Origin of the sequence: Thermoanaerobacter mathranii subsp. mathranii str. A3 (genome assembly GCF_000092965.1) — a bacterium.
Classification (GTDB): domain Bacteria; phylum Bacillota; class Thermoanaerobacteria; order Thermoanaerobacterales; family Thermoanaerobacteraceae; genus Thermoanaerobacter; species Thermoanaerobacter thermocopriae.
The window spans coordinates 1484559-1502228 of sequence record NC_014209.1 but is presented as its reverse complement, the minus strand read 5'-3'; the positions used below and the strand labels follow the sequence as shown (position 1 = coordinate 1502228).

The window sequence follows — 17670 nt, the reverse complement described above, 5'->3', positions numbered from 1 at the left end:
GACAGCTGTAAATTCCTTCAAGTAATTTATGGTGAGATAGGAACATTGTATCAACTTTTGCTTTATTGGAATATATTGATTTTGAGGTGGTATTAGTGAAATATGGATTGATTGTCTTTTACTCTTATCAGCATGGTTTAATGGCAGAAAAGATATTAAAGAAAAATAATATTCCGGTGGAGTTTGTACCAACTCCCAGAAGTATCACAGAAAGCTGCAGCCATTCTCTCAAATTTGGATTAGAATCTTTACGAATAGTACAAAACCTTTTGCAAAGGCTTAACATTACTTATAAAGGGATATACGAAGTAGAGAGAATTCCTGCGGGATATAAAATAGTCAACAGCATTTAGGATTCGCTATATCTTCTATCGGGACAATTCCCCGAACCTCTAAGCGGTCTGGATACACCCACAGCTTCACTTGTAACCTGTCAAGCAGTTCCTCCCAGGTTACTACTTTCTGTGGGAATCCGACCGTTAAATATTTTTCATCGTGAACCTTCACAAAAGCAATATTCTCCGTAACGGTGTTATCATCCGGCTGGTAGCGGACATCAAACAGTTCCTCTTCAATCGCTTCTTTCACGACAGCAATATTCTGCTCCAGCTTTGTGAGGTTTTCCATCTCCGGCCAGTAATTTTCATATTGCTTACGGACTGCAAGCTCCTGCTCCTTCAGTTCGTTGATTTGCCGCTTATAGTCCTCATGAGACAAAGCCCCGTCAACGTAGACAGTAGCGAGCCTTTTCTGCTTCTCCTGCAGCTGCGAAATCTGCTCTGATATTGGAGAAAGCAGGGTTTCAAGTTCTTCCTTCCGGCGTTCCAACGAACCGACGTACTCTTCGATGGCTTTCCGCATCTGGTCTTTGTCTTGAAGCATATCAATAAGCCGTTTTTTGACTTCTGCAGTAACTGCTTCGCCGTCAAGCACCGGGCTGTCGCATTTCGGGCTCCCGTCAAGGTGGTACTGTTTCAATTTCCCGTTGCACTTGAAAACCAGCTTTGCGCCTTTGTTATACATAGCATCGTGAAACGGGCGCTGACAGACACCGCAGAAGATACGACCTGCAAGTATAGGCTTGGGCCTCTTGCGGTTAAAGCCTCCTCTGGACTGCACTCTCTTTTCCTGCGCTTTCTCCCACAGCATCTTGTCAATAATCGGCGGGAAGTCTACTTCAAACCACCCATCAGTTTTTTCCTTCTTTATTTTTTCGACCTGTTCTGGACTGACCTGCATTTTATCACCCCTCCAAAGATAATTTGTCCCAGCGTAAACAGTATGGGTAAGAATGCGTTGGACGGTAGCGTCGCTCCAGTAAGCTTGCATTTTTCCAGCGCGCCCTTTACGGGTTTTGCGGAATTGGTTAGGCGTAGGTATACCGAGTTCAGTCAGCTTTTCGGCAATCCGCACCATACCCAAAGGCTGTCCTGACTCGTCTCCATAGACGTACCATTGGAAAATAAGCTTAACTATTTTCGCTTCATCCTCTCGAATTGCCCATTCTTCTTTTTCGTCGTCCCACCTGTAGCCGAACGGTTGAGAGCCGCCGGAATACTTGCCTGCTTTTGCCAGCTTTTTCTTGCCGGTCACCGTCCTTAACTTGATAACTTCCCTTTCATACTCCGCAAAGGTGGCGAGGATGTTTGACTGCAGCTTACCTTCGGGAGTGTCGTCGTTAGACCCCTGCACGAAAATAAAACCGTCTCCTTTAAGGCCGCACCGTCTGACCTTTCGGGCTTCGTCCCGCAGGGCGGCAAAAAGGGCAAGAGAGCGGGAAAGCCTGTCTTGGCGGTAGACAAAGATAGCGTCGTATTCTCCCGCTTGGTATTTCTCCCAAAGCTGATGGAGCACTGGCCTCGCATCAACCCCCAGTGCTCCGCTGTATCCGTCTTCTTTGAATACGTCTTCTTCTGTAACGTGATAACCGCACCTTTTTGCTTCCTCCATGCAGATTTCCGCTTGGGTATCAAGAGAAGTCCCCTCTGCTTGGTCTTCTGTGGAAACCCGACAGAGGACAGCGGCGCGCTTTATTAACTGCTTCATACTACCACCTACTGGTTCTCTTTTGCTCCTTTGTCAAGAGTTTCTACTTAAATTTTGATATCCTATTTTGCTGTTCTGTCACGATATACAAACAGAGTAATTGCATTTAAAATGACGGTAACGATAAGAAGAACTGCTGAAACAAACGCCACAGCACCCCTTGTGTCCATAAGTGCAGACCAGTCCTCAATCTTTACCAGAAAATATCCATAAATAATCTGAAGCCATAGCGAAATAGCACAAGCACTGATGCTTATAATGGAAAGAGTGGCCCAATTGCTATGGTCATGCTTTTTATCTCGCATGAGATTAACAACAGGAAGTATCCAAGCAATTAAACCGAGCACGAGGCTAGCAGGATTAAGCCAAGTAATCATAATATGCTCCTTTCATGATAAATTTGTGCAATATGTCTTCGACAATGCCAGCAAGTATAATTAGAAGTATTCCTGATATGATAAGCAGAGTTATTTTTCTCATCTCATGCTCTTCCTCAAAAGCAACTCCTTCCTGACAAATATAGCAATCATTATTACTATTGAAATTAACGCCAAAAAGGGTTGAGCTTTTACACCTATAGTGCCAATATGCTTTAGGTCAGCATAGACCATCCCGGGCCAACCAATTACATCCATTGGTATACCTATCAATAGCGAAAATACTTCCTGCTTTCCTATGATACTTCTATGAACATAACCTGCAACACTATAGACTAGCCCGGCTACGAAATAAGCAAGGATTATTCTTTTAGTAAGTTGTTTTAGTATTCTCATTAAAATTACCTCCTAAAAACACCTGTTGTTCCAAAATACGTCTCCACACCCTTCCAATCAGGTGGGGCAGCAGTACCTTTGGGATATTGGATAGGGTAGTTCAGCACCCAATAATCGAGGTCGTGTAACACCTGATGAGCATACCACAAATTTTTGATGTCGTGGTTCTTTACAGCTTCGCTTATCAATTCTTGAACTTTAGTAATATCGTCAGTGAAGGCTGTTTTATCAGCGAAAGCCGCTTTAACTTCTTTAAGTCGTTGTATATACCAATTGCCGTCCTTTCCATTATATACCTTTTCCGTATAGCCGGGGATTTCGATTGTGCCGGTTTTCTCCCAGAAGACCCATCCCGGACTGTTAGGGTCGCTGTACTTTTCAATCCAGTTTTCTGCTTCATAAACAAAACCGGACTCGAAATACATATGCAGTTCGTGAACGGTCTTTTTCGCTTTTTCTAAGTCTTCCTTCTTAACGTCCTTGAACAGTTCAGCCTGAACCTTTTCTACCATGTCCTTGTCAGGCAAAGGCACATCAGACTTGTGGAGGTCTTCTTTGCTGATAACAACGTCCGACGTTTCTGCAGACGAATCTTCTTGGGCAGTAGGAGCATCTTCAATAGCTGTAGTGTTTTGAGCCTGATTATTCGCTGCTGATTTTGTCTCAGGCTTGGAAGTAGCCAGGTAACAGCCAGATGCAACAGCCAAAATCAGTAATGGTATTACAACCTTATGCCAAAGTCTCATCATCAGTTCCTTCCTTTCCTAATTCGTCTCCGCTTGGGAGAAGTGATAATTCCCTCAAATACTTGATAGCGGCCCAGCGGACAAGTGCCGCTAAACTGCGGTCGGTCATAGCGGCCGCTCTCTTTACTGCTTCATACTCTTCTGTAGTAAAAGTAACGCTTACCAGCTTTGTCCGCGGCTCTGGTTTCCTTGTTGCCATTCAACCCACCTCAACTGATGTAATTTCATAGATATTATATCAAATCAAATCAATATCTATCAACTTGATAGAAAAATGTTGAGGTGGGATAATTTCTAAAAAAGTTTGCAATTGACCCCGGAGTATAAATATATTGACGAAAAAAGTTCCGTAGGGCATAGAGTCGTATAATTGGTTGTAATTTGAGAAAAAGCAAGAGTAAAGCGAGAGTGCCGCTGTTTTGATTAGGCGGCACTCTCATTTCCTTCCTTTCCCGAAGTCTCTTCCTTTTTTCTTCCTACTCTGTAACGGGCAATTTCTTCTTCTACCTTAGAGATTTTCTCCCTGTAAAACTCTATCCGCAGTTTCTGTTCAGCCAGCTTCATTTCCAGCTTATCAATTGTTAACTGGTCGGCTCCAGCCTGCATTGCTTCAGTGTACTCTACGGCGTACTTATCCTGCATCTGCACCGCATAAGAAAGGTTAGCGCGGTAAGTCGCCCGTCTCTTTTGCAGCTCCTGCAGTTTAGGGTCTTGTTCCTTACCCTCTGTGGAAACAGTAAACTCAACCTTCATTTTTTCCGTCTCCTCCTTCTTGGTTTTTTGAACTGTTTGATTGTTACCTGCCATTTTACTCATCCTCCTTTTTTACCTCTCGTTCCAAAATTTTCTTCAGTCGAGATAGAGCAGTATCCACATCCCCGCCGGAATTCTTAAAGTGGCTGTAGACGCAACCCAACTCATAAACCAGAGAAGCTGGAGCCTCTTTTACGAGCATCTCCAGCTTCCGTCCCGCTACCTTTATACAGTTTTCTTGTTCCGGGAAGTCTCCGCTTTGTTCCAAACAGCGGATGATTTCCCGCACCTTCTTTTTAACTTCTCTCTTGTTCAACGGCACCAACTCCCTAACCTGTTAAATATTACCATCTGATTAATTATATTATAATGGACTTCCATGTAAATTTAAAGAGGGAACCAAAAATTTTGTCAATATTTGTCGTTTTTCTTTGGCTGCGTTAAACTCCTCAGGCAAAGGTCAAAAATTTTGAGCTTCTTACTTGAAAGTTGCTGAGGTCAAATGTATAATATTACCATAGGTAGAGGAGGTTTTAAGTATGAAGAAGTGGAGGGTTGATTTTAACGAGTCTCTTCACCCCGAACCTTGGCGGGATTTTTATGCCCGCTATTTTCCGGAACTGGACAGGATGGACATAAAGGAAGACGGCTTTACCATCCAGTCTCTAAAGTGCCTATACCACGACGACAGGAAGCCTTCCGCAACGGTCAACATCAAGTCGGGCTTTTACGTCTGCCATGTCTGTGGGAGCTTTTCACCGTACCGTTTTTTAGTTGAAATTGTAGGCATTGCGCCGGAAGACGCGAGCTACTTCATAAACGACTACCTCCGCGAGCTATACGTAAAAGACGAACGGACAGGAAGATACATACATGCGTTCCCCCACTACGACCCCAGCCACACCTATATCCCCACGCCCGGACAGGAAGAAGAATTTGAAGAGTTTATCAAAGAAGCAAAAGCACGCCTGCGCCCGGAACTGCCGATTGTCCAGGAGTACATTACTGCCAGAGGAATTAAATACGAGATGCTGGAGCGTTTCGAGTGGGGCTATGTCCCCCACGACGAAGAGACGGGGCAGGTTGAGTGCTTGGTAGTCCCCTTCCGCGTCAGGGGCAAAATCAGGGCTATCAGAGGTAGGGCTTACGACGGCAGGAAAGGAGCAGTTAAGAACTCGCGCTTTTCATTGTGGAACCTCGACAGCCTTGAGGGGAAAAGTCAAGCAGTCATAGTTGAGGGAGAAAGCGATGCTCTAAGGACTATCCAAGCCCTTGAAGCCTGCGGTGTAGACATCCCTGTGGTGAGCGTGCCGGGCAATAATTTCCGCAAAGAATGGAAGCGGGAATTTGATGGCATACGTACCGTCTACCTCATCCCGCAGGACGACGACGCCAGCGCCAACTTCGTCAGGTCTGCCATAGCGGTGCTCGGAGAAGAACGCTGTAAAGTCGTTGAACTGCCGTGGAAGCGGGGAGATGTCGGCAAAGACATCTGCGAATGGTTGACCCGCAACAACCATACCGACCAGGAACTGGTAGAGCTAATCCCGCTTGAAGAACACCAAGACCGGTTTTCCCGCTACTACAGGGTGGAAGAACTGCTGAAGAGAGAGCCTGCGGAGCCTGACTGGTTGGTAAGAGGAATGATAGCAAGAGGGCAAAAAATTCTTGTCCAAGGGCCGCCGAAGCAGATGAAGACGTGGTTTGTCCTAAGCTTATTGAAAGCGCTCAGCCGCGGAGAAAACGTCTGTGGGGTTCCGTTCTGGAAAACTACCGTCTCTGGGGTCAAAGCCGTTATGGTGGAGGAAGAACACTCGACTAACGCTTTAATACAGAGAGTACAGCAGAGCCTTGCCGGTACAAGCAATATCGTCATCCCGCACAGGACAGGCGTGAAGCTTCTCCCGAAAAACCCAGAATTTGAAGACCTGCTCAATTTTATAGACGACTTCCGGCCTGACCTGCTCGTATTTGACCCACTGAGGAGTTTCTTCGACGGAGATGAAAACGACTCTTCCGTCATGCAGCAGGTATTCGCACCGTTGAATATGCTCCTCCGCAAGTACCCCCAGATGGCAGTCGTCGTCGTTGACCATACCGCAAAAAAACTGTCGGACGTTCTGGTGTATGCCAGCAGGGGGTCTTCAGTCAAAGGGGCGGAAATGGACGGCGTAATAGACATACGCAAGTTCCAGAAAGATGAAGAAGTGGGTGTCGTCGTTACAGGAGAGTTCCGGGACGCTGAGACTGTAGAAAACCTGAGCTTAAAATTCGAGAACGGGAATCTGGTTTACGATGACGGTTTCCGTATTAACATTAAGCTGAAAGACAGCGAAGTGCGCCTCCAGAAACTGGAGAAGCTGTTGACCCAGCGGAGCTACACGCAGAAAGAGTTAACTGACTTGCTGAAGGTCAGCGATCAGACTGTACGCAACGACATCAGCAAACTGCGGGCAGGCGGATTCACCATTGAGGAAGAAGGGGGACATCAAGGGTCTCCAAAAACGTACACACTTACAAAAACACCCGATGGGTGGAAAGCGGACGACGAAGACAGCGATGAATAGACAGGTTGCTACCGAAGGTCAAAATGTCAAAACCGCTATATATATTTTTGAGCTTTGACCTTGGTCAAAGACGGGTTCGTCTGAAGCCGCTGAAGCGGAACCGCGTTGGAGACGGCGGGTTCGCGCTCGCAGGGCTTCAGCAAACCTTACCCGGCGGCTTCAGACGGCAAGCCCAAATGGAGAGTTTTAGCATTTTTGAGCTTTGAGCTTGATTACTTGTAAATTCGTTTCAGACAGAATAGACCAAAGGAGGTTGGCACAGTGACCGGTCTTCTACAAGAGCTTGCACAGCCGCAGGTAATTATCCAATCCAACGGCCGCATTAATATTCCCAAAAAACCCGACGGCAGTGTCTGGACGTTAGAAGAACTAAGAGAAAAAATGAAGTGGAGCCGCTGGCCTATGTTTGATGAACTTGAGCCGCTTTTCCGCAGGTGGTGGGAACTGCGCTACAAAAACCGGTTCCACCGTTACTGGACTGTTGAGGAACTGATGGAGATGAAGGGCATCCAGCAGTTTCTTGGTTTAGAGGATAGTTAAGCTCCCTACGACACACCCAGGTAGAAATTTACTGTAGTTTTGCAGATAATTTTTACTGTGGTATTCCTGTAACAGAGCAGGATGTTCTTACTTTTCCGTGGATTAGGAAAGTGGAAAGATAAATCATGGAGCTACCTTGTATAACAGTCTATCTGAAAACTTCCATCTTTATTACATCGTATAGTCATTGCTCCATACTTTCTAGTAGTCATTAACCTAATTGTTCCACCCTTTCCATCGTTAATTCCCTTAACAAAATCTGAACTGCTGTATCGGGAATCTACATATTCATCCCCTGAAATAATTGAAGCAATTACAACATCTGGTTTCCCCATAGCCTCAAACAATTCTGTTGAGAACCCTGTTTTATGACCGTGATGGGGTGCAACAAGAATATTTGTACCTAATATGTCAGTAGCAAATGTACGATGAGACTTCAACAAAAGATTTAAACCTTCTTTTTCAATATCCCCAGTGAGTAAAATTTTGGCACAGGGTGTTTTATATAGACGTACAAAACTGCAGTTATTAACAAGGCTATTATCTGAATTAGAAACAGTAGCTGCTTCGTCGACACTTAGTTGATAATGTCCAAATACCATACCCCACGCTTCTTCGCTTACTTTAGATTTATCAGGCTCCCCAGTCCAAGAATCGAATATTTTAGCAAATTGCTCAGCATATCTCTGCCCTTCTGTAGAGTTAGATTTCTTAGCGGCTTCATAATACTGGCCTTCAAAACGACGTCGCAAGACAAGTTCTGGACGTCTACTGCCTAAATTTGGTATGTCGCTCAAGTGGTCACCATGGTGGTGAGTTAAAACAAGCCGATGAAGAGTTTGGTCTGGTCCCAAAAGATTCTTGAATACATGGTTGAATGGAGACCAATCTCGTGAACAACCAAAATCCACCATCTCTCGTTTCCCTGTAGGTGATATTAACAAGGAACAAGCTCCCTGGGCTACATCAAAAACTTTAAAAATCATAATTTTTCCTCCTTGTTTCAAGATTCGTTTTGTAAACTTAAATGAAAGTTGAGGACTTCAATCCTTTCTGGTACAATGTTTCGCAGGAAAAACAAATACCTCCCAGAAAGGATGAAGTCCTCACGCAAAACATTGTACCATTAAAGTGTCCAAAATGCAATAATACTCATTTGTTTTACAAATATGGCAAAGATAAAGATGGTTATCAAAAATATCTTTGCCGTAAATGCTACCATCAATTTGCACCTGATAAACCATCTCCTAAAAAAACATCTAAATATCCTCGCTGCCCCGTTTGCGGTAAGTCTTCTTTCCTTCATCATGATTATGAGTATTACTCTAACTATCGTTGTTCTGATAAAAAGTGCAATCATTCCTTTTTCGTCCCCAAAGTTACTGCTATACCTTCAACTTCTATCTCTAAACTTTCTGGTAAAACCAATTTTAAACGTATCCGTTATCCTGTACATATAATCCTGTCTGCTTTGTCTATGTTCTTCCTTGGTAAAAATTCTTTCAGAAATATTGCTCTGATTTTGAAAACTGTTTTTAATGTAAAAGTCTCTCATACAACCATTAGTAACTGGTGTAAAAAGTTTGCTCCTTTGTTCCATAATATTTCCTTACAACTTATTCCTATGTTAAATCTTAATTCTGATGAATGGCATGTCGATGAAACTGTTGTTAAAATCGCTGGTAAGAAATATTATCTTTGGTTTGTCATAGATTCTGAAACCCGCTTTATCTTGGGCTTTCACCTCTCCCCTTACAGAGATTCCAGGCAAGCTTTTGCTTTGCTTAATTCTGTTAGAAACCTAGGAATCCCTTCCGCTATCGTAACTGATCGCTATAGTGCTTACAAAGTACCTGTTAAGTCTTTGTTCGGTGACAGTGTTAAACATATTAGAGTTGAAAGCTTTAAGGATGACATCACCAATAATTTGATAGAATCTTTCCATCATCAATTTAAAGCCTGGTATAATACTAAACAAGGTTTTGCCTCTTTTGAGTCCGCAATTAATTTAATTTACATGTTTGTGTTCTTCTATAATTTTGTAAGGCCCCATTCTTCTCTTAATGGCTTGACACCAGCTCAAGTTGCTGGATTATGTCTTTCTCCAAAAGAAAAGAAAAAGTATCTTCTTGTTGCTTGAAATTGAACTAATCTTTATCTACTAACTGGCCATCCTTGGAAATGACAAGGGTGTACTTTGTTATACCCTTTTTTGTTTTTGTAATAATCTGGAAATTAATTTGCTCATCTTATTTAGTCTGTTTGTGATTACTTTTTGGTGATTTTTGATAAATTTTAAAGCTATCCTAAAAAATATTAAGCTATTTTTTCATGTTTACTTTACAAAGCCTCAAGATTTAAAAATGCCAACCAGGTGGATTCAGCATACCTATCTGCTGCTGTTTTTAAAGGTGCTGGTAATATTTTATAATGGACTAATGGAATAATAATAATTGTTACTACACCAAAACCTAAAAAGATTAGTCCTAACTCTGAAGGTTGAATAATCCAGATAATCATTGTAAAAATGGTACTTAATGTTGCAATAGCTATCCAGACATTGAAAGAACCCCATAAGTTACGAAGAAAACCATATTCTGCATTATGTTTATACCACAATCCGTCTGGATTAAGCTGACGTACGCGTTGACGTACTAGGAAGAAAGCATCATTAATTTTTTCCTCTTCAGTTTCTGAACCAGGCACTATATAGATATCAAAACATTGCAAAACAACATCTCTAACTTGTTGTTTAATATCTTCGCTTAAAATATTATCTCTTTTGAGCATTATTCGAGTTGATGGCACTTCACCCCATCTTACCCACAACTCTTCTTGCCTGTTTTTTCCTTGATGTCGAATAAGCAATGATAACAAATAGATAAATAAGAGAATTAGTATTAAAATAACTGTACTTTCTAACAACTGAAAGTTAACAACTTGCATAAGTAGCATAGCAGGAAAGATTAATGGACTTGCAACAATTAGAGCAGGGGCTATACGGGCTCGTAATTCGTAATCATCAAATAACTCTGCTATTTTGATTGAATTCACCTCCAATCGTAACCACAGCTTATACATTGCCAGTATATTGGTAAATTGGGTAAAAACAATGTTTCAAAAAAGACCACTCCCAATAACAATAAACTAATATAGTTTTAGTTCGACAATATTACATAATTTACCTCCCTCTTTCCGCACCGGTTTTCCTGTAAAACTGAAAAAACGGGCGCAACTGTCCGCTTTCACACCCGTATGTAAAGTATATAATTCAAAATATATAATACCCTTTACATTAAGAGTGGCTTATTATACAATTTAATTACAAGAAATTGGAAGGAGACTCTACTATGAAGAATAAACTCGTTTGGTTTGTGGTGTTCTTGGTAGCATACCTGATTACTAATGTTGCAGTCCAATTCTTTTGGAAGGGTATTATAAATCCAGGGCAGGTATTGGGAGCAGTTATTGGGATTGCTATAGCATTTTTGATTGTTGCAGCACCCAAGAATTCAATTGTCCTGTGGATTGGAGCGGTTCTGGTTGTACTTAGTGTACCCATTGCGTTGGTGGGACTGGTTTCACTTTTCCTTTCCATGTTTTCTATTCATTTTACCGGGTGGGGTATAATTGGAATTTATGTTTTGGGGGTTCTTGCCATTCTCTATCTAACAATGAGGTTTGGAAGCAAACAGTTTTTTCAGAACCCGGTTATGGATGAAAGAAGCTTGCTGCATTATGCCTGGTCGGGTTCTTGGTCGTTTATATTCCTTAATCTCTTAATCATAGGAGCACTTTTACAGCCCTGGATAGCCTTTGACCAATTAGGTTTATGGGTCGGTGTTTTAATTGCAGGACTACTTTTTTGGCTTACCACCTTGGTTATTTTGGAGATGAAGAAATAATGAAAAATCGGCTGAAAGTCTACCGAGCAATGCACGACCTAACCCAGGAGGAACTAGCAACAAAACTGGGAGTAACTCGCGCCACAATAAATGCTATCGAAAATGGACGATATGACCCTTCTCTTAAACTTGCCTTTCAAATTGCACGGTTCTTCAAAATTAGCATTGAAGACGTGTTTATTTATGAGATTGAATAATTACATAAATATTATCAGATAGCTGTTAGCACGGATAATCAAGACAATTCGATAACAATTATGAACGGTAACGAATCCAAATTTAAGCGATTCCTAAATACTGAAAATTATTTAATTTTCGTCGCTTTTTATAAATATACTTTTTATTTTTTGAAAAGTACTGACATTTTGAAGAGCTTCAAGCTTGCTGTTTAAAGTTATTATTTGATTTTGCAAATCTTTTATTTGTTTTTTAAGATTTTCATTTTCTCTTATCAAACTATTCACCATTGTATTATAATTGTCCGCTTTAAGGACAATTTTTATTTTTTCGTCATTTGTTTGTCTTAATAATTCTTGTAAGTCGGCTATATTTTTGTTTTTTATTGCAAGTTCAACATTTTTTCTACTTAGTTCTTTTTCTAATTTTGTTTTTTCCTCTTTGATAGTTTCAAGTTTTTTTATTAGGATGTTCAAGTATTCCTGAACTTCTTTTATATAGAAAGTGAAGTAAGAACCTTTCTCGCCGTTTTTACGAGCTAATTTGTACTGCAAAGAAGGAATTACATCTCCTTTATCGTTTATCAGTAAATAATTGCTTTGAAATTTGTCTATCGAGGTTTTTAACTTAAAAAAGTTGTATTCAGAGAAAGAAGGGGGAATCTTAAAGGGCTTGCACCAACTATTTCCTTCATCAGAGGACATGGTGGCAAAAAAGCTCTCGTTTTGAAGGTAAGTGCACCATAAAGTATTTTCTAAAAGAGAGATATAGCAATTTTTAATATTTGTAGAATAAGCTAAAGTCATGATACTACCCCAACTACCTTTTGGCCAGCTTCCAGGGGTTTTCTTTCTGTATTTTATTTCTTGAATTATATCTTCCTCTACCCATAAAGTATGTACATTTTTTTGAGGATCTATAGTTATTGTAGGATAGAATATTCCTTCTGCTTCTGAAATTAAGAATTTTGGCGACCAGTTATCTTTTATGTAGTTAAGGTAGTAAAGTTGGCTGTTATTTTTTTCTTTTGTAATGTAAATTAAGTGAATATTTTCTTCTTCATCAATGAATAAGTCATAAAAAGGGGTGAAAGAGATATTTCTTATAACAGCTATATTATTGCCATCCCAATTTTTTGCCCATTTTTGGTGTATTAAATGGACTTCTCTAGGATTATTAAAATTACTGATTGTGAAAAATATGTGAAGTGTTTTATTTTTTATAAAAAGGTGAAAATTGCTTATGTACGTTTTTTTATCTTTATAAGCGTATAAAGCTTTTCCTATCCATCCCTCTTCCTTTTGAATTAAAAAAACTATTTCTCCTTTTGAATTATAGTATATCAGATTTATTTTTCCTTCTTCGTCGTAACAAACGTCAAAATCACTTAAACAGTCTTTTACAATGATTTCTTCTGATAATATTCCATTTTCTATAGTGTTCAATATAATTTTTCTATCTTTAAGACAGAGATACTGTAAAAAATTCTCATCTTTTTTAATTACAATCTTGTCCATAAATTTCCCTCCTTTCGCTAAAGTATATGCATAAAGATTATTGAATAGAATTAACATGTTATTGCAATAATGAAAGAAGGATTTTTGAGGTTAAGTGTAGAAATAAATAAAAAAATAAATCAGGCATCAATACAGACAAAAAGGAGGATAAAAATGGATTACGATGTAATAGTTTTAGGGGGAGGACCGGGGGGTTATACTGCTGCTATTAGACTCAGTGAATTAGGGAAAAAAGTCGCTGTTGTGGAAGAAGATTCACTAGGAGGTACTTGTTTAAATCGAGGCTGCATACCGACAAAAGTCTATTCTCATGCGGCAGAGCTTATAAATGCCATAAAAGATGCTAAAGACTTTGGAATAATGACCCAGTATACATTAGATATTGCAAAACTTCGCCAGAAAAAAGATAGAGTAGTAAAAAGACTTGTCGGTGGAGTAGGCTATTTGATGAACTTATACCATATAGATGTTATAAAAGGAAGAGGAAGGTTTGTTGATGAAAATACTATAGAGGTTGATAAAAGATACACGGCAAAAAATTTTATAATTGCGACAGGTTCAAAGGTGTTTTTACCTCCTATTGAAGGGATTAACTTAAAAGGTGTTATAACAAGTGATAAAGCATTAGAACTTGAAAAAATTCCTGAAAAAATTGTCATCATAGGGGCAGGAATTATAGGATTGGAATTTGCAAATATTTATTCTGCTTTAGGAAGTCAAGTTGTCATTATTGAAATGCTTCCTCAGCTTTTGCCTATGTTAGATAGAGATATAGCGAATACGATGGAAAAAATTTTGAGGCATAAAAAAATTGAACTACATTTGAATAGTAAAGTAGAAAAGATAGAAGAAGGTTTAAAGGTGATTTATACCACAGAAGGGAATACTCAGGTAGTGGAATGTGATACTGTTTTAGTTGCTGTAGGAAGAGCTGCCAATGTAAATGGAATTGAAGCTTTAAATCTTGATACGGATAAAAAAGGCATAAAAGTGGACTCTCACATGAGGACAAGTATAAAAAATATATATGCAATTGGAGATGTTACAGGAGGTATACAACTGGCTCACGTGGCTTCTTATCAAGGTATTGTAGCTGCTCACAATATAGCAGGAGAAGAAAAGGAAGCGGATTTAGATGCAGTGCCTAATTGCCTCTATACAAATCCTGAAATAGCGTGGGTAGGTTTGAATGAGGTTCAAGCAAGAGAAAAATTGAAAGATGTAAAAATAGGCACTTTCCCTTATACTGCTTTAGGAAGAGCAATGACTATGGGGCAAAACGATGGATTTGTAAAAATAATCGCAGAAACAAAATATAATAGGGTAGTGGGGATGGAAATAATAGGTGCTGGCGCTACAGAGATAATTCATGAAGGAGTGCTTGCCATAAAAGAAGAGTTTACATTAGAGGAATTAGCAGATACAATTCACGCTCATCCTACGCTTTCAGAAAGCATAAAAGAGGCAGCAGAAGATGCATTAGGAATGCCTATAAATAAAGGATAAGTTAAAAGGAGAGATTCACTTGAGAAAAGGAGAAGTTTTAAAACTGGGAATTGTACCTTATCTTGAGGGGAAAAAGATACAGCTTGAAGCCTTGGAAAGGGTTAAAAAGGGGGAGGCGGACGGGATTCTTATATTGCTTCAACATCCACCAGTGTATACTATAGGAGTTTCAGGTGGTTTTGACGAAAACATCCTTGTGCCTTTAGAGGAACTTAAGAAAAAAGCGGAGCTTTATAAAGTAGAAAGGGGAGGTAAAATAACTTTTCACGGACCAGGACAAATAGTGGCCTATCCTATATTTGATTTGGCAAAGTGGCAAAAAGATGTTCATCTTTTTGTTTACAAATTAGAAGAGACGATTATAAAACTTTTGGAGGATTATGGCATAAAAGCGGGAAGAAAGCCTAAATACACCGGAGTATGGGTAGGAGATGAAAAGATATGCGCCATAGGTATCGCTGTTAGGCGCTGGATTACTTGGCATGGAATAGCCTTTAATGTAAATACGGACCTTTCATATTTTGGCTTAATAAATGCCTGCGGTATCACTGAGTTTGGAGTTACTTCTATGCAAAAACTTGGAATAAATGAAAACATAGAAAAAGTAAAAGAAAAAATGGTTGATAAATTTAGTGAAGTTTTTGAAATACAATTTAGGGAAATAACTTTAGATAGATTGGCGGTGATTGATAGTGGAAAAGCCTGAATGGCTTAAAGTGAGGTTATTAAACGAAAATTTAAACAAGATGGAGTCTTTTTTAAAAAATATGTCTTTAAACACAGTTTGTCAAAGTGCCAATTGCCCTAACATGGGGGAATGCTTTGCAAGAAAGACAGCTACTTTTATGATTATGGGAAATATATGTACGCGAAACTGTAGGTTTTGTGCGGTAGAGAAAGGACATCCTCAACCTCTTGATGAGGATGAGCCTCGAAGAATTGCTGAGGCTTCCCGAAAGTTAGGATTAAAGCATGTGGTGGTTACTTGTGTTACAAGAGATGATTTACCGGATGGAGGCGCGTCGCATTTTGCAAAGACGATTTATGAACTTAAAAAATTACCCGGAGTTACAATTGAGGTACTTGTATCTGATTTTATGGGTAAAGAAGAGTCTATTCGCACAGTAGTAGAAGCCAAGCCAGATATAATAAATCACAATGTAGAAACAGTACCGAGACTTTATCCCAATGTAAGGCCAAGAGCAGATTATTTAAGGTCTTTAAATCTTTTAAAAATGATAAAAGAACTGGACCCTTCTATACTTACTAAGTCAGGAATTATGGTAGGTCTTGGGGAAACAGAAGAAGAGGTTATACAAGTTATGAAAGACTTAAGAAGTGTTGATTGTGACATGATGACTATAGGACAGTATTTGAGGCCTTCAGCAAAACATATAGAAGTAGCAGAATATGTTATTCCTCAGCAATTTAAAAGATATGAAGAAATAGGATATGAATTAGGTTTTAAATACGTAGCTTCTGGTCCCTTAGTCAGAAGTTCTTATCATGCTGATGAGGGGTTGAAGGTGATGAAGAGTTAGTTTCAACTTTTTTAAATTTTTTGATATTACATTAATTTATGATATAATCAAATCAATACATAGGGAGAGGAGATGTTAATTATGCCTGAGTTTGGAACTCCTTTTTCTGGACTTACTGAAAAAAGGAAGGTCACCCACGAAGAGTTGGTACGGGCTATACGCTTTATGGTGGCGGCAGAGTATGAGGCAATTCAACTTTATACTCAGTTGGCAGAAGCTACTGATAATGAATTAGCAAAAACAGTTTTAATGGACATAGCAGATGAGGAAAAAGTGCATGCGGGAGAATTTTTGAGGCTTTTGAAAGAATTAGCTCCTGATGAGGAGAAATTTTACGAAGAAGGGGCAAAAGAAGTAGAAGAAATGATTGAAAAGATTAAATAAAAGAAAGAGTTTGTGCTTATAGATAGTTACAAAATAAGTGCCTCAATCGAGGTACTTATTTTTTGATTTTTTGTAACAATCTAATACATTGAAACGTATATTGTAGATAGATAAGACAATTTAAGTTATTAAAAGCTGTAACTTTTAAGGGGGGAAATAATATGGCTTTTTCTAAAAAGATGGTGGGACAGCAAGAAATAGTGCCAGGTCCTGTACAGCCAGGGCAACTTCCAGAACCTACAGAGATAACTTGCATTGAAGTGACTAAGATATATGATGCTTGTTCTCAGAGAATATGCCTTGATGATATACCTCCTATTACCTTTGTACCAACAAATCTAACTTTAACTCCTTCTTTTGGGGGATGTGAAAATATAACAGTATCTTTGGTAACACCGCCGGGTTTTGTGATAACGCCGCTTCCTGATAGAGAAGGATTTGCGAGGGTAGAAGCTACTTTTCAAGTGACTTTTGATATAGTGATTAACTATCCGGATGGAACTACACAAACATTGCCAGGTAATACTACTACTTTTAACAAAGATATTGTACTTTACGTGCCAGACCCAAGTGTAGCAATAATGAAATACGAAGCGTTAGCAGAGTGCTTGTACGGAAAGGTTAATCTAGGAGTTACTACCACTGTAGAAGTGATAATTGGGATATGGATTGTGATAAAATCCGCAGTAGATGTACAATTATTAGTTCCTTCTTATGGATTCTGCCCTACTCCAGCAGCTTGCGAGGAGTTTGTCACAGATGTGTGTGAAATTTTCAATCAAAAGCCTTTTCCATCTTTTGATCCGCCTCAAATGCAACAAAATCCTTATTAAAAGCCAGCTACTTAGCTGGCTTTTTTACATAGTGATTGACTCTTTATTATTTTTGTGGCAAAGTTATAATAGAATATGAGCAAAAGAAATCTATCTGTTGAAAGGTGTGTTGTAAGTGAGTGATAGTTTGAGAAATGATATTTTGCTAAGATTAAAAACGATAAAAGGGCATATTGCCGGTATAGAAAAAATGGTAGAAGAATCAAAAGGATGTGAGGATATCTTGTTGCAAATAGCAGCTGTTAAAGCCTCATTAGAAAAAGTAGGTATGTCAATCATTCAAGAACATGCAAAAGAATGTATATTAGCAAGTGAGGATGGAAAGGCTACCTATGAAGAGGTAGAAAGAATTATTAATTTAATGATTAGATTTGTAAAATAA

General features: G+C 39.4%; 22 protein-coding genes. 12 read left to right on the top strand and 10 right to left on the bottom strand.

What is annotated here, in order from left to right:
- Positions 1-95 precede the first annotated feature (95 nt).
- A complete protein-coding gene (locus TMATH_RS07565) occupies positions 96-353 on the top strand; it encodes a putative Se/S carrier protein (RefSeq protein ID WP_013150510.1) in 258 nt (85 codons plus the stop codon).
- On the opposite strand, the gene TMATH_RS07560 is transcribed toward TMATH_RS07565, so the two are convergent.
- The 7 genes from TMATH_RS07560 to TMATH_RS07530 form a co-directional block, all read right to left on the bottom strand.
- A complete protein-coding gene (locus TMATH_RS07560; protein ID WP_013150509.1) occupies positions 340-2046 on the bottom strand; it encodes a recombinase family protein in 1707 nt (568 codons plus the stop codon). The genes TMATH_RS07565 and TMATH_RS07560 overlap by 14 nt on opposite strands.
- A 62-nt stretch (positions 2047-2108) precedes the next feature.
- Complete coding sequence (locus TMATH_RS07555) at positions 2109-2423, bottom strand: hypothetical protein (RefSeq protein ID WP_013150508.1); 315 nt, start codon at positions 2421-2423, stop codon at positions 2109-2111.
- A gap of 99 nt (positions 2424-2522) precedes the next feature.
- Complete coding sequence (locus TMATH_RS07550; protein WP_013150506.1) at positions 2523-2819, bottom strand: hypothetical protein; 297 nt, start codon at positions 2817-2819, stop codon at positions 2523-2525.
- A 5-nt stretch (positions 2820-2824) separates the two neighbouring features.
- Positions 2825-3568 (bottom strand): hypothetical protein, encoded by a 744-nt coding sequence (locus TMATH_RS07545; protein ID WP_041591659.1) that lies wholly within the window; start codon positions 3566-3568, stop codon positions 2825-2827.
- A complete protein-coding gene (locus tag TMATH_RS07540) occupies positions 3549-3764 on the bottom strand; it encodes a CopG family transcriptional regulator (RefSeq protein ID WP_013150504.1) in 216 nt (71 codons plus the stop codon). Before TMATH_RS07540 ends, TMATH_RS07545 begins: the two co-directional genes overlap by 20 nt.
- Before the next feature lie 224 nt (positions 3765-3988).
- The gene (locus TMATH_RS07535; RefSeq protein ID WP_013150503.1) at positions 3989-4372 is read right to left on the bottom strand and encodes a hypothetical protein; all 384 of its coding nucleotides are present in this window, start codon (positions 4370-4372) and stop codon (positions 3989-3991) included.
- A 1-nt stretch (position 4373) separates the two neighbouring features.
- Positions 4374-4640 carry a LuxR family transcriptional regulator gene (locus TMATH_RS07530; protein ID WP_232192552.1) on the bottom strand — a complete coding sequence of 89 codons (267 nt, stop codon included), beginning with the start codon at positions 4638-4640 and terminating at the stop codon, positions 4374-4376.
- A 217-nt stretch (positions 4641-4857) separates the two neighbouring features.
- On the opposite strand from TMATH_RS07530, the gene TMATH_RS07525 reads away from it, so the two are divergent.
- The gene (locus TMATH_RS07525) at positions 4858-6885 is read left to right on the top strand and encodes an AAA family ATPase (RefSeq protein ID WP_013150501.1); all 2028 of its coding nucleotides are present in this window, start codon (positions 4858-4860) and stop codon (positions 6883-6885) included.
- Between the two features lie 261 nt (positions 6886-7146).
- Positions 7147-7425: a hypothetical protein gene (locus TMATH_RS07520; protein WP_013150500.1), complete on the top strand. Its 279-nt coding sequence runs from the start codon at positions 7147-7149 to the stop codon at positions 7423-7425.
- Between the two features lie 131 nt (positions 7426-7556).
- Here the strand turns inward: TMATH_RS07520 and TMATH_RS07515 are convergent, their stop codons facing one another.
- Positions 7557-8411: an MBL fold metallo-hydrolase gene (locus TMATH_RS07515; protein WP_013150499.1), complete on the bottom strand. Its 855-nt coding sequence runs from the start codon at positions 8409-8411 to the stop codon at positions 7557-7559.
- A gap of 131 nt (positions 8412-8542) precedes the next feature.
- On the opposite strand from TMATH_RS07515, the gene TMATH_RS07510 reads away from it, so the two are divergent.
- The gene (locus TMATH_RS07510; RefSeq protein ID WP_041591707.1) at positions 8543-9565 is read left to right on the top strand and encodes an IS6-like element ISTsp1 family transposase; all 1023 of its coding nucleotides are present in this window, start codon (positions 8543-8545) and stop codon (positions 9563-9565) included.
- A 200-nt stretch (positions 9566-9765) separates the two neighbouring features.
- Here TMATH_RS07510 and TMATH_RS07505 read toward each other — a convergent pair whose 3' ends face one another.
- Entirely contained in the window at positions 9766-10485 is a 720-nt protein-coding gene (locus tag TMATH_RS07505; RefSeq protein ID WP_041591658.1) for a hypothetical protein, read from the bottom strand.
- Between the two features lie 290 nt (positions 10486-10775).
- Here TMATH_RS07505 and TMATH_RS07500 point away from each other — a divergent pair, with 290 nt between their 5' ends.
- Positions 10776-11330: a hypothetical protein gene (locus TMATH_RS07500; RefSeq protein ID WP_013150496.1), complete on the top strand. Its 555-nt coding sequence runs from the start codon at positions 10776-10778 to the stop codon at positions 11328-11330.
- A complete protein-coding gene (locus tag TMATH_RS07495; RefSeq protein WP_013150495.1) occupies positions 11330-11527 on the top strand; it encodes a helix-turn-helix transcriptional regulator in 198 nt (65 codons plus the stop codon). The genes TMATH_RS07500 and TMATH_RS07495 overlap by 1 nt, the downstream gene beginning before the upstream one ends.
- A 111-nt stretch (positions 11528-11638) precedes the next feature.
- Here the strand turns inward: TMATH_RS07495 and TMATH_RS07490 are convergent, their stop codons facing one another.
- Entirely contained in the window at positions 11639-13024 is a 1386-nt protein-coding gene (locus TMATH_RS07490; RefSeq protein WP_013150494.1) for a hypothetical protein, read from the bottom strand.
- Positions 13025-13177: 153 nt separating this feature from the next.
- Between TMATH_RS07490 and lpdA the strand changes: the two genes are divergently transcribed.
- The 6 genes from lpdA (at position 13178) to TMATH_RS07460 (ending at position 17670) form a co-directional block, all read left to right on the top strand.
- Positions 13178-14530 (top strand): dihydrolipoyl dehydrogenase, encoded by a 1353-nt coding sequence (gene lpdA / locus TMATH_RS07485; RefSeq protein ID WP_041591657.1) that lies wholly within the window; start codon positions 13178-13180, stop codon positions 14528-14530.
- A gap of 19 nt (positions 14531-14549) precedes the next feature.
- Positions 14550-15236: a lipoyl(octanoyl) transferase LipB gene (lipB, locus tag TMATH_RS07480; protein WP_013150492.1), complete on the top strand. Its 687-nt coding sequence runs from the start codon at positions 14550-14552 to the stop codon at positions 15234-15236.
- Positions 15223-16071 (top strand): lipoyl synthase, encoded by an 849-nt coding sequence (lipA, locus tag TMATH_RS07475; RefSeq protein WP_013150491.1) that lies wholly within the window; start codon positions 15223-15225, stop codon positions 16069-16071. The genes lipB and lipA overlap by 14 nt, the downstream gene beginning before the upstream one ends.
- A 72-nt stretch (positions 16072-16143) precedes the next feature.
- Complete coding sequence (locus TMATH_RS07470) at positions 16144-16455, top strand: encapsulin nanocompartment ferritin-likeEncB family encapsulin nanocompartment ferritin-like cargo protein cargo protein (RefSeq protein ID WP_198002283.1); 312 nt, start codon at positions 16144-16146, stop codon at positions 16453-16455.
- Between the two features lie 161 nt (positions 16456-16616).
- Positions 16617-17288: a hypothetical protein gene (locus tag TMATH_RS07465; protein WP_012995491.1), complete on the top strand. Its 672-nt coding sequence runs from the start codon at positions 16617-16619 to the stop codon at positions 17286-17288.
- A 115-nt stretch (positions 17289-17403) separates the two neighbouring features.
- Positions 17404-17670, top strand: a complete 267-nt coding sequence (locus TMATH_RS07460; protein WP_012995490.1) for a metal-sensitive transcriptional regulator — start codon at positions 17404-17406, stop codon at positions 17668-17670.

Bases quoted from the DNA above. Each gene is read 5' to 3' on its own strand.
- TMATH_RS07550 (WP_013150506.1), bottom strand. From the start codon at position 2,819: ATGAGAATACTAAAACAACTTACTAAAAGAATAATCCTTGCTTATTTC.
- TMATH_RS07545 (WP_041591659.1), bottom strand. From the start codon at position 3,568: ATGATGAGACTTTGGCATAAGGTTGTAATACCATTACTGATTTTGGCT.
- TMATH_RS07555 (WP_013150508.1), bottom strand. From the start codon at position 2,423: ATGATTACTTGGCTTAATCCTGCTAGCCTCGTGCTCGGTTTAATTGCT.
- TMATH_RS07540 (WP_013150504.1), bottom strand. From the start codon at position 3,764: ATGGCAACAAGGAAACCAGAGCCGCGGACAAAGCTGGTAAGCGTTACT.
- TMATH_RS07525 (WP_013150501.1), top strand. From the start codon at position 4,858: ATGAAGAAGTGGAGGGTTGATTTTAACGAGTCTCTTCACCCCGAACCT.
- TMATH_RS07470 (WP_198002283.1), top strand. From the start codon at position 16,144: ATGTTAATTATGCCTGAGTTTGGAACTCCTTTTTCTGGACTTACTGAA.
- TMATH_RS07560 (WP_013150509.1), bottom strand. From the start codon at position 2,046: ATGAAGCAGTTAATAAAGCGCGCCGCTGTCCTCTGTCGGGTTTCCACA.
- TMATH_RS07535 (WP_013150503.1), bottom strand. From the start codon at position 4,372: ATGGCAGGTAACAATCAAACAGTTCAAAAAACCAAGAAGGAGGAGACG.
- TMATH_RS07515 (WP_013150499.1), bottom strand. From the start codon at position 8,411: ATGATTTTTAAAGTTTTTGATGTAGCCCAGGGAGCTTGTTCCTTGTTA.
- TMATH_RS07490 (WP_013150494.1), bottom strand. From the start codon at position 13,024: ATGGACAAGATTGTAATTAAAAAAGATGAGAATTTTTTACAGTATCTC.
- lpdA (WP_041591657.1), top strand. From the start codon at position 13,178: ATGGATTACGATGTAATAGTTTTAGGGGGAGGACCGGGGGGTTATACT.
- TMATH_RS07465 (WP_012995491.1), top strand. From the start codon at position 16,617: ATGGCTTTTTCTAAAAAGATGGTGGGACAGCAAGAAATAGTGCCAGGT.
- TMATH_RS07500 (WP_013150496.1), top strand. From the start codon at position 10,776: ATGAAGAATAAACTCGTTTGGTTTGTGGTGTTCTTGGTAGCATACCTG.
- TMATH_RS07495 (WP_013150495.1), top strand. From the start codon at position 11,330: ATGAAAAATCGGCTGAAAGTCTACCGAGCAATGCACGACCTAACCCAG.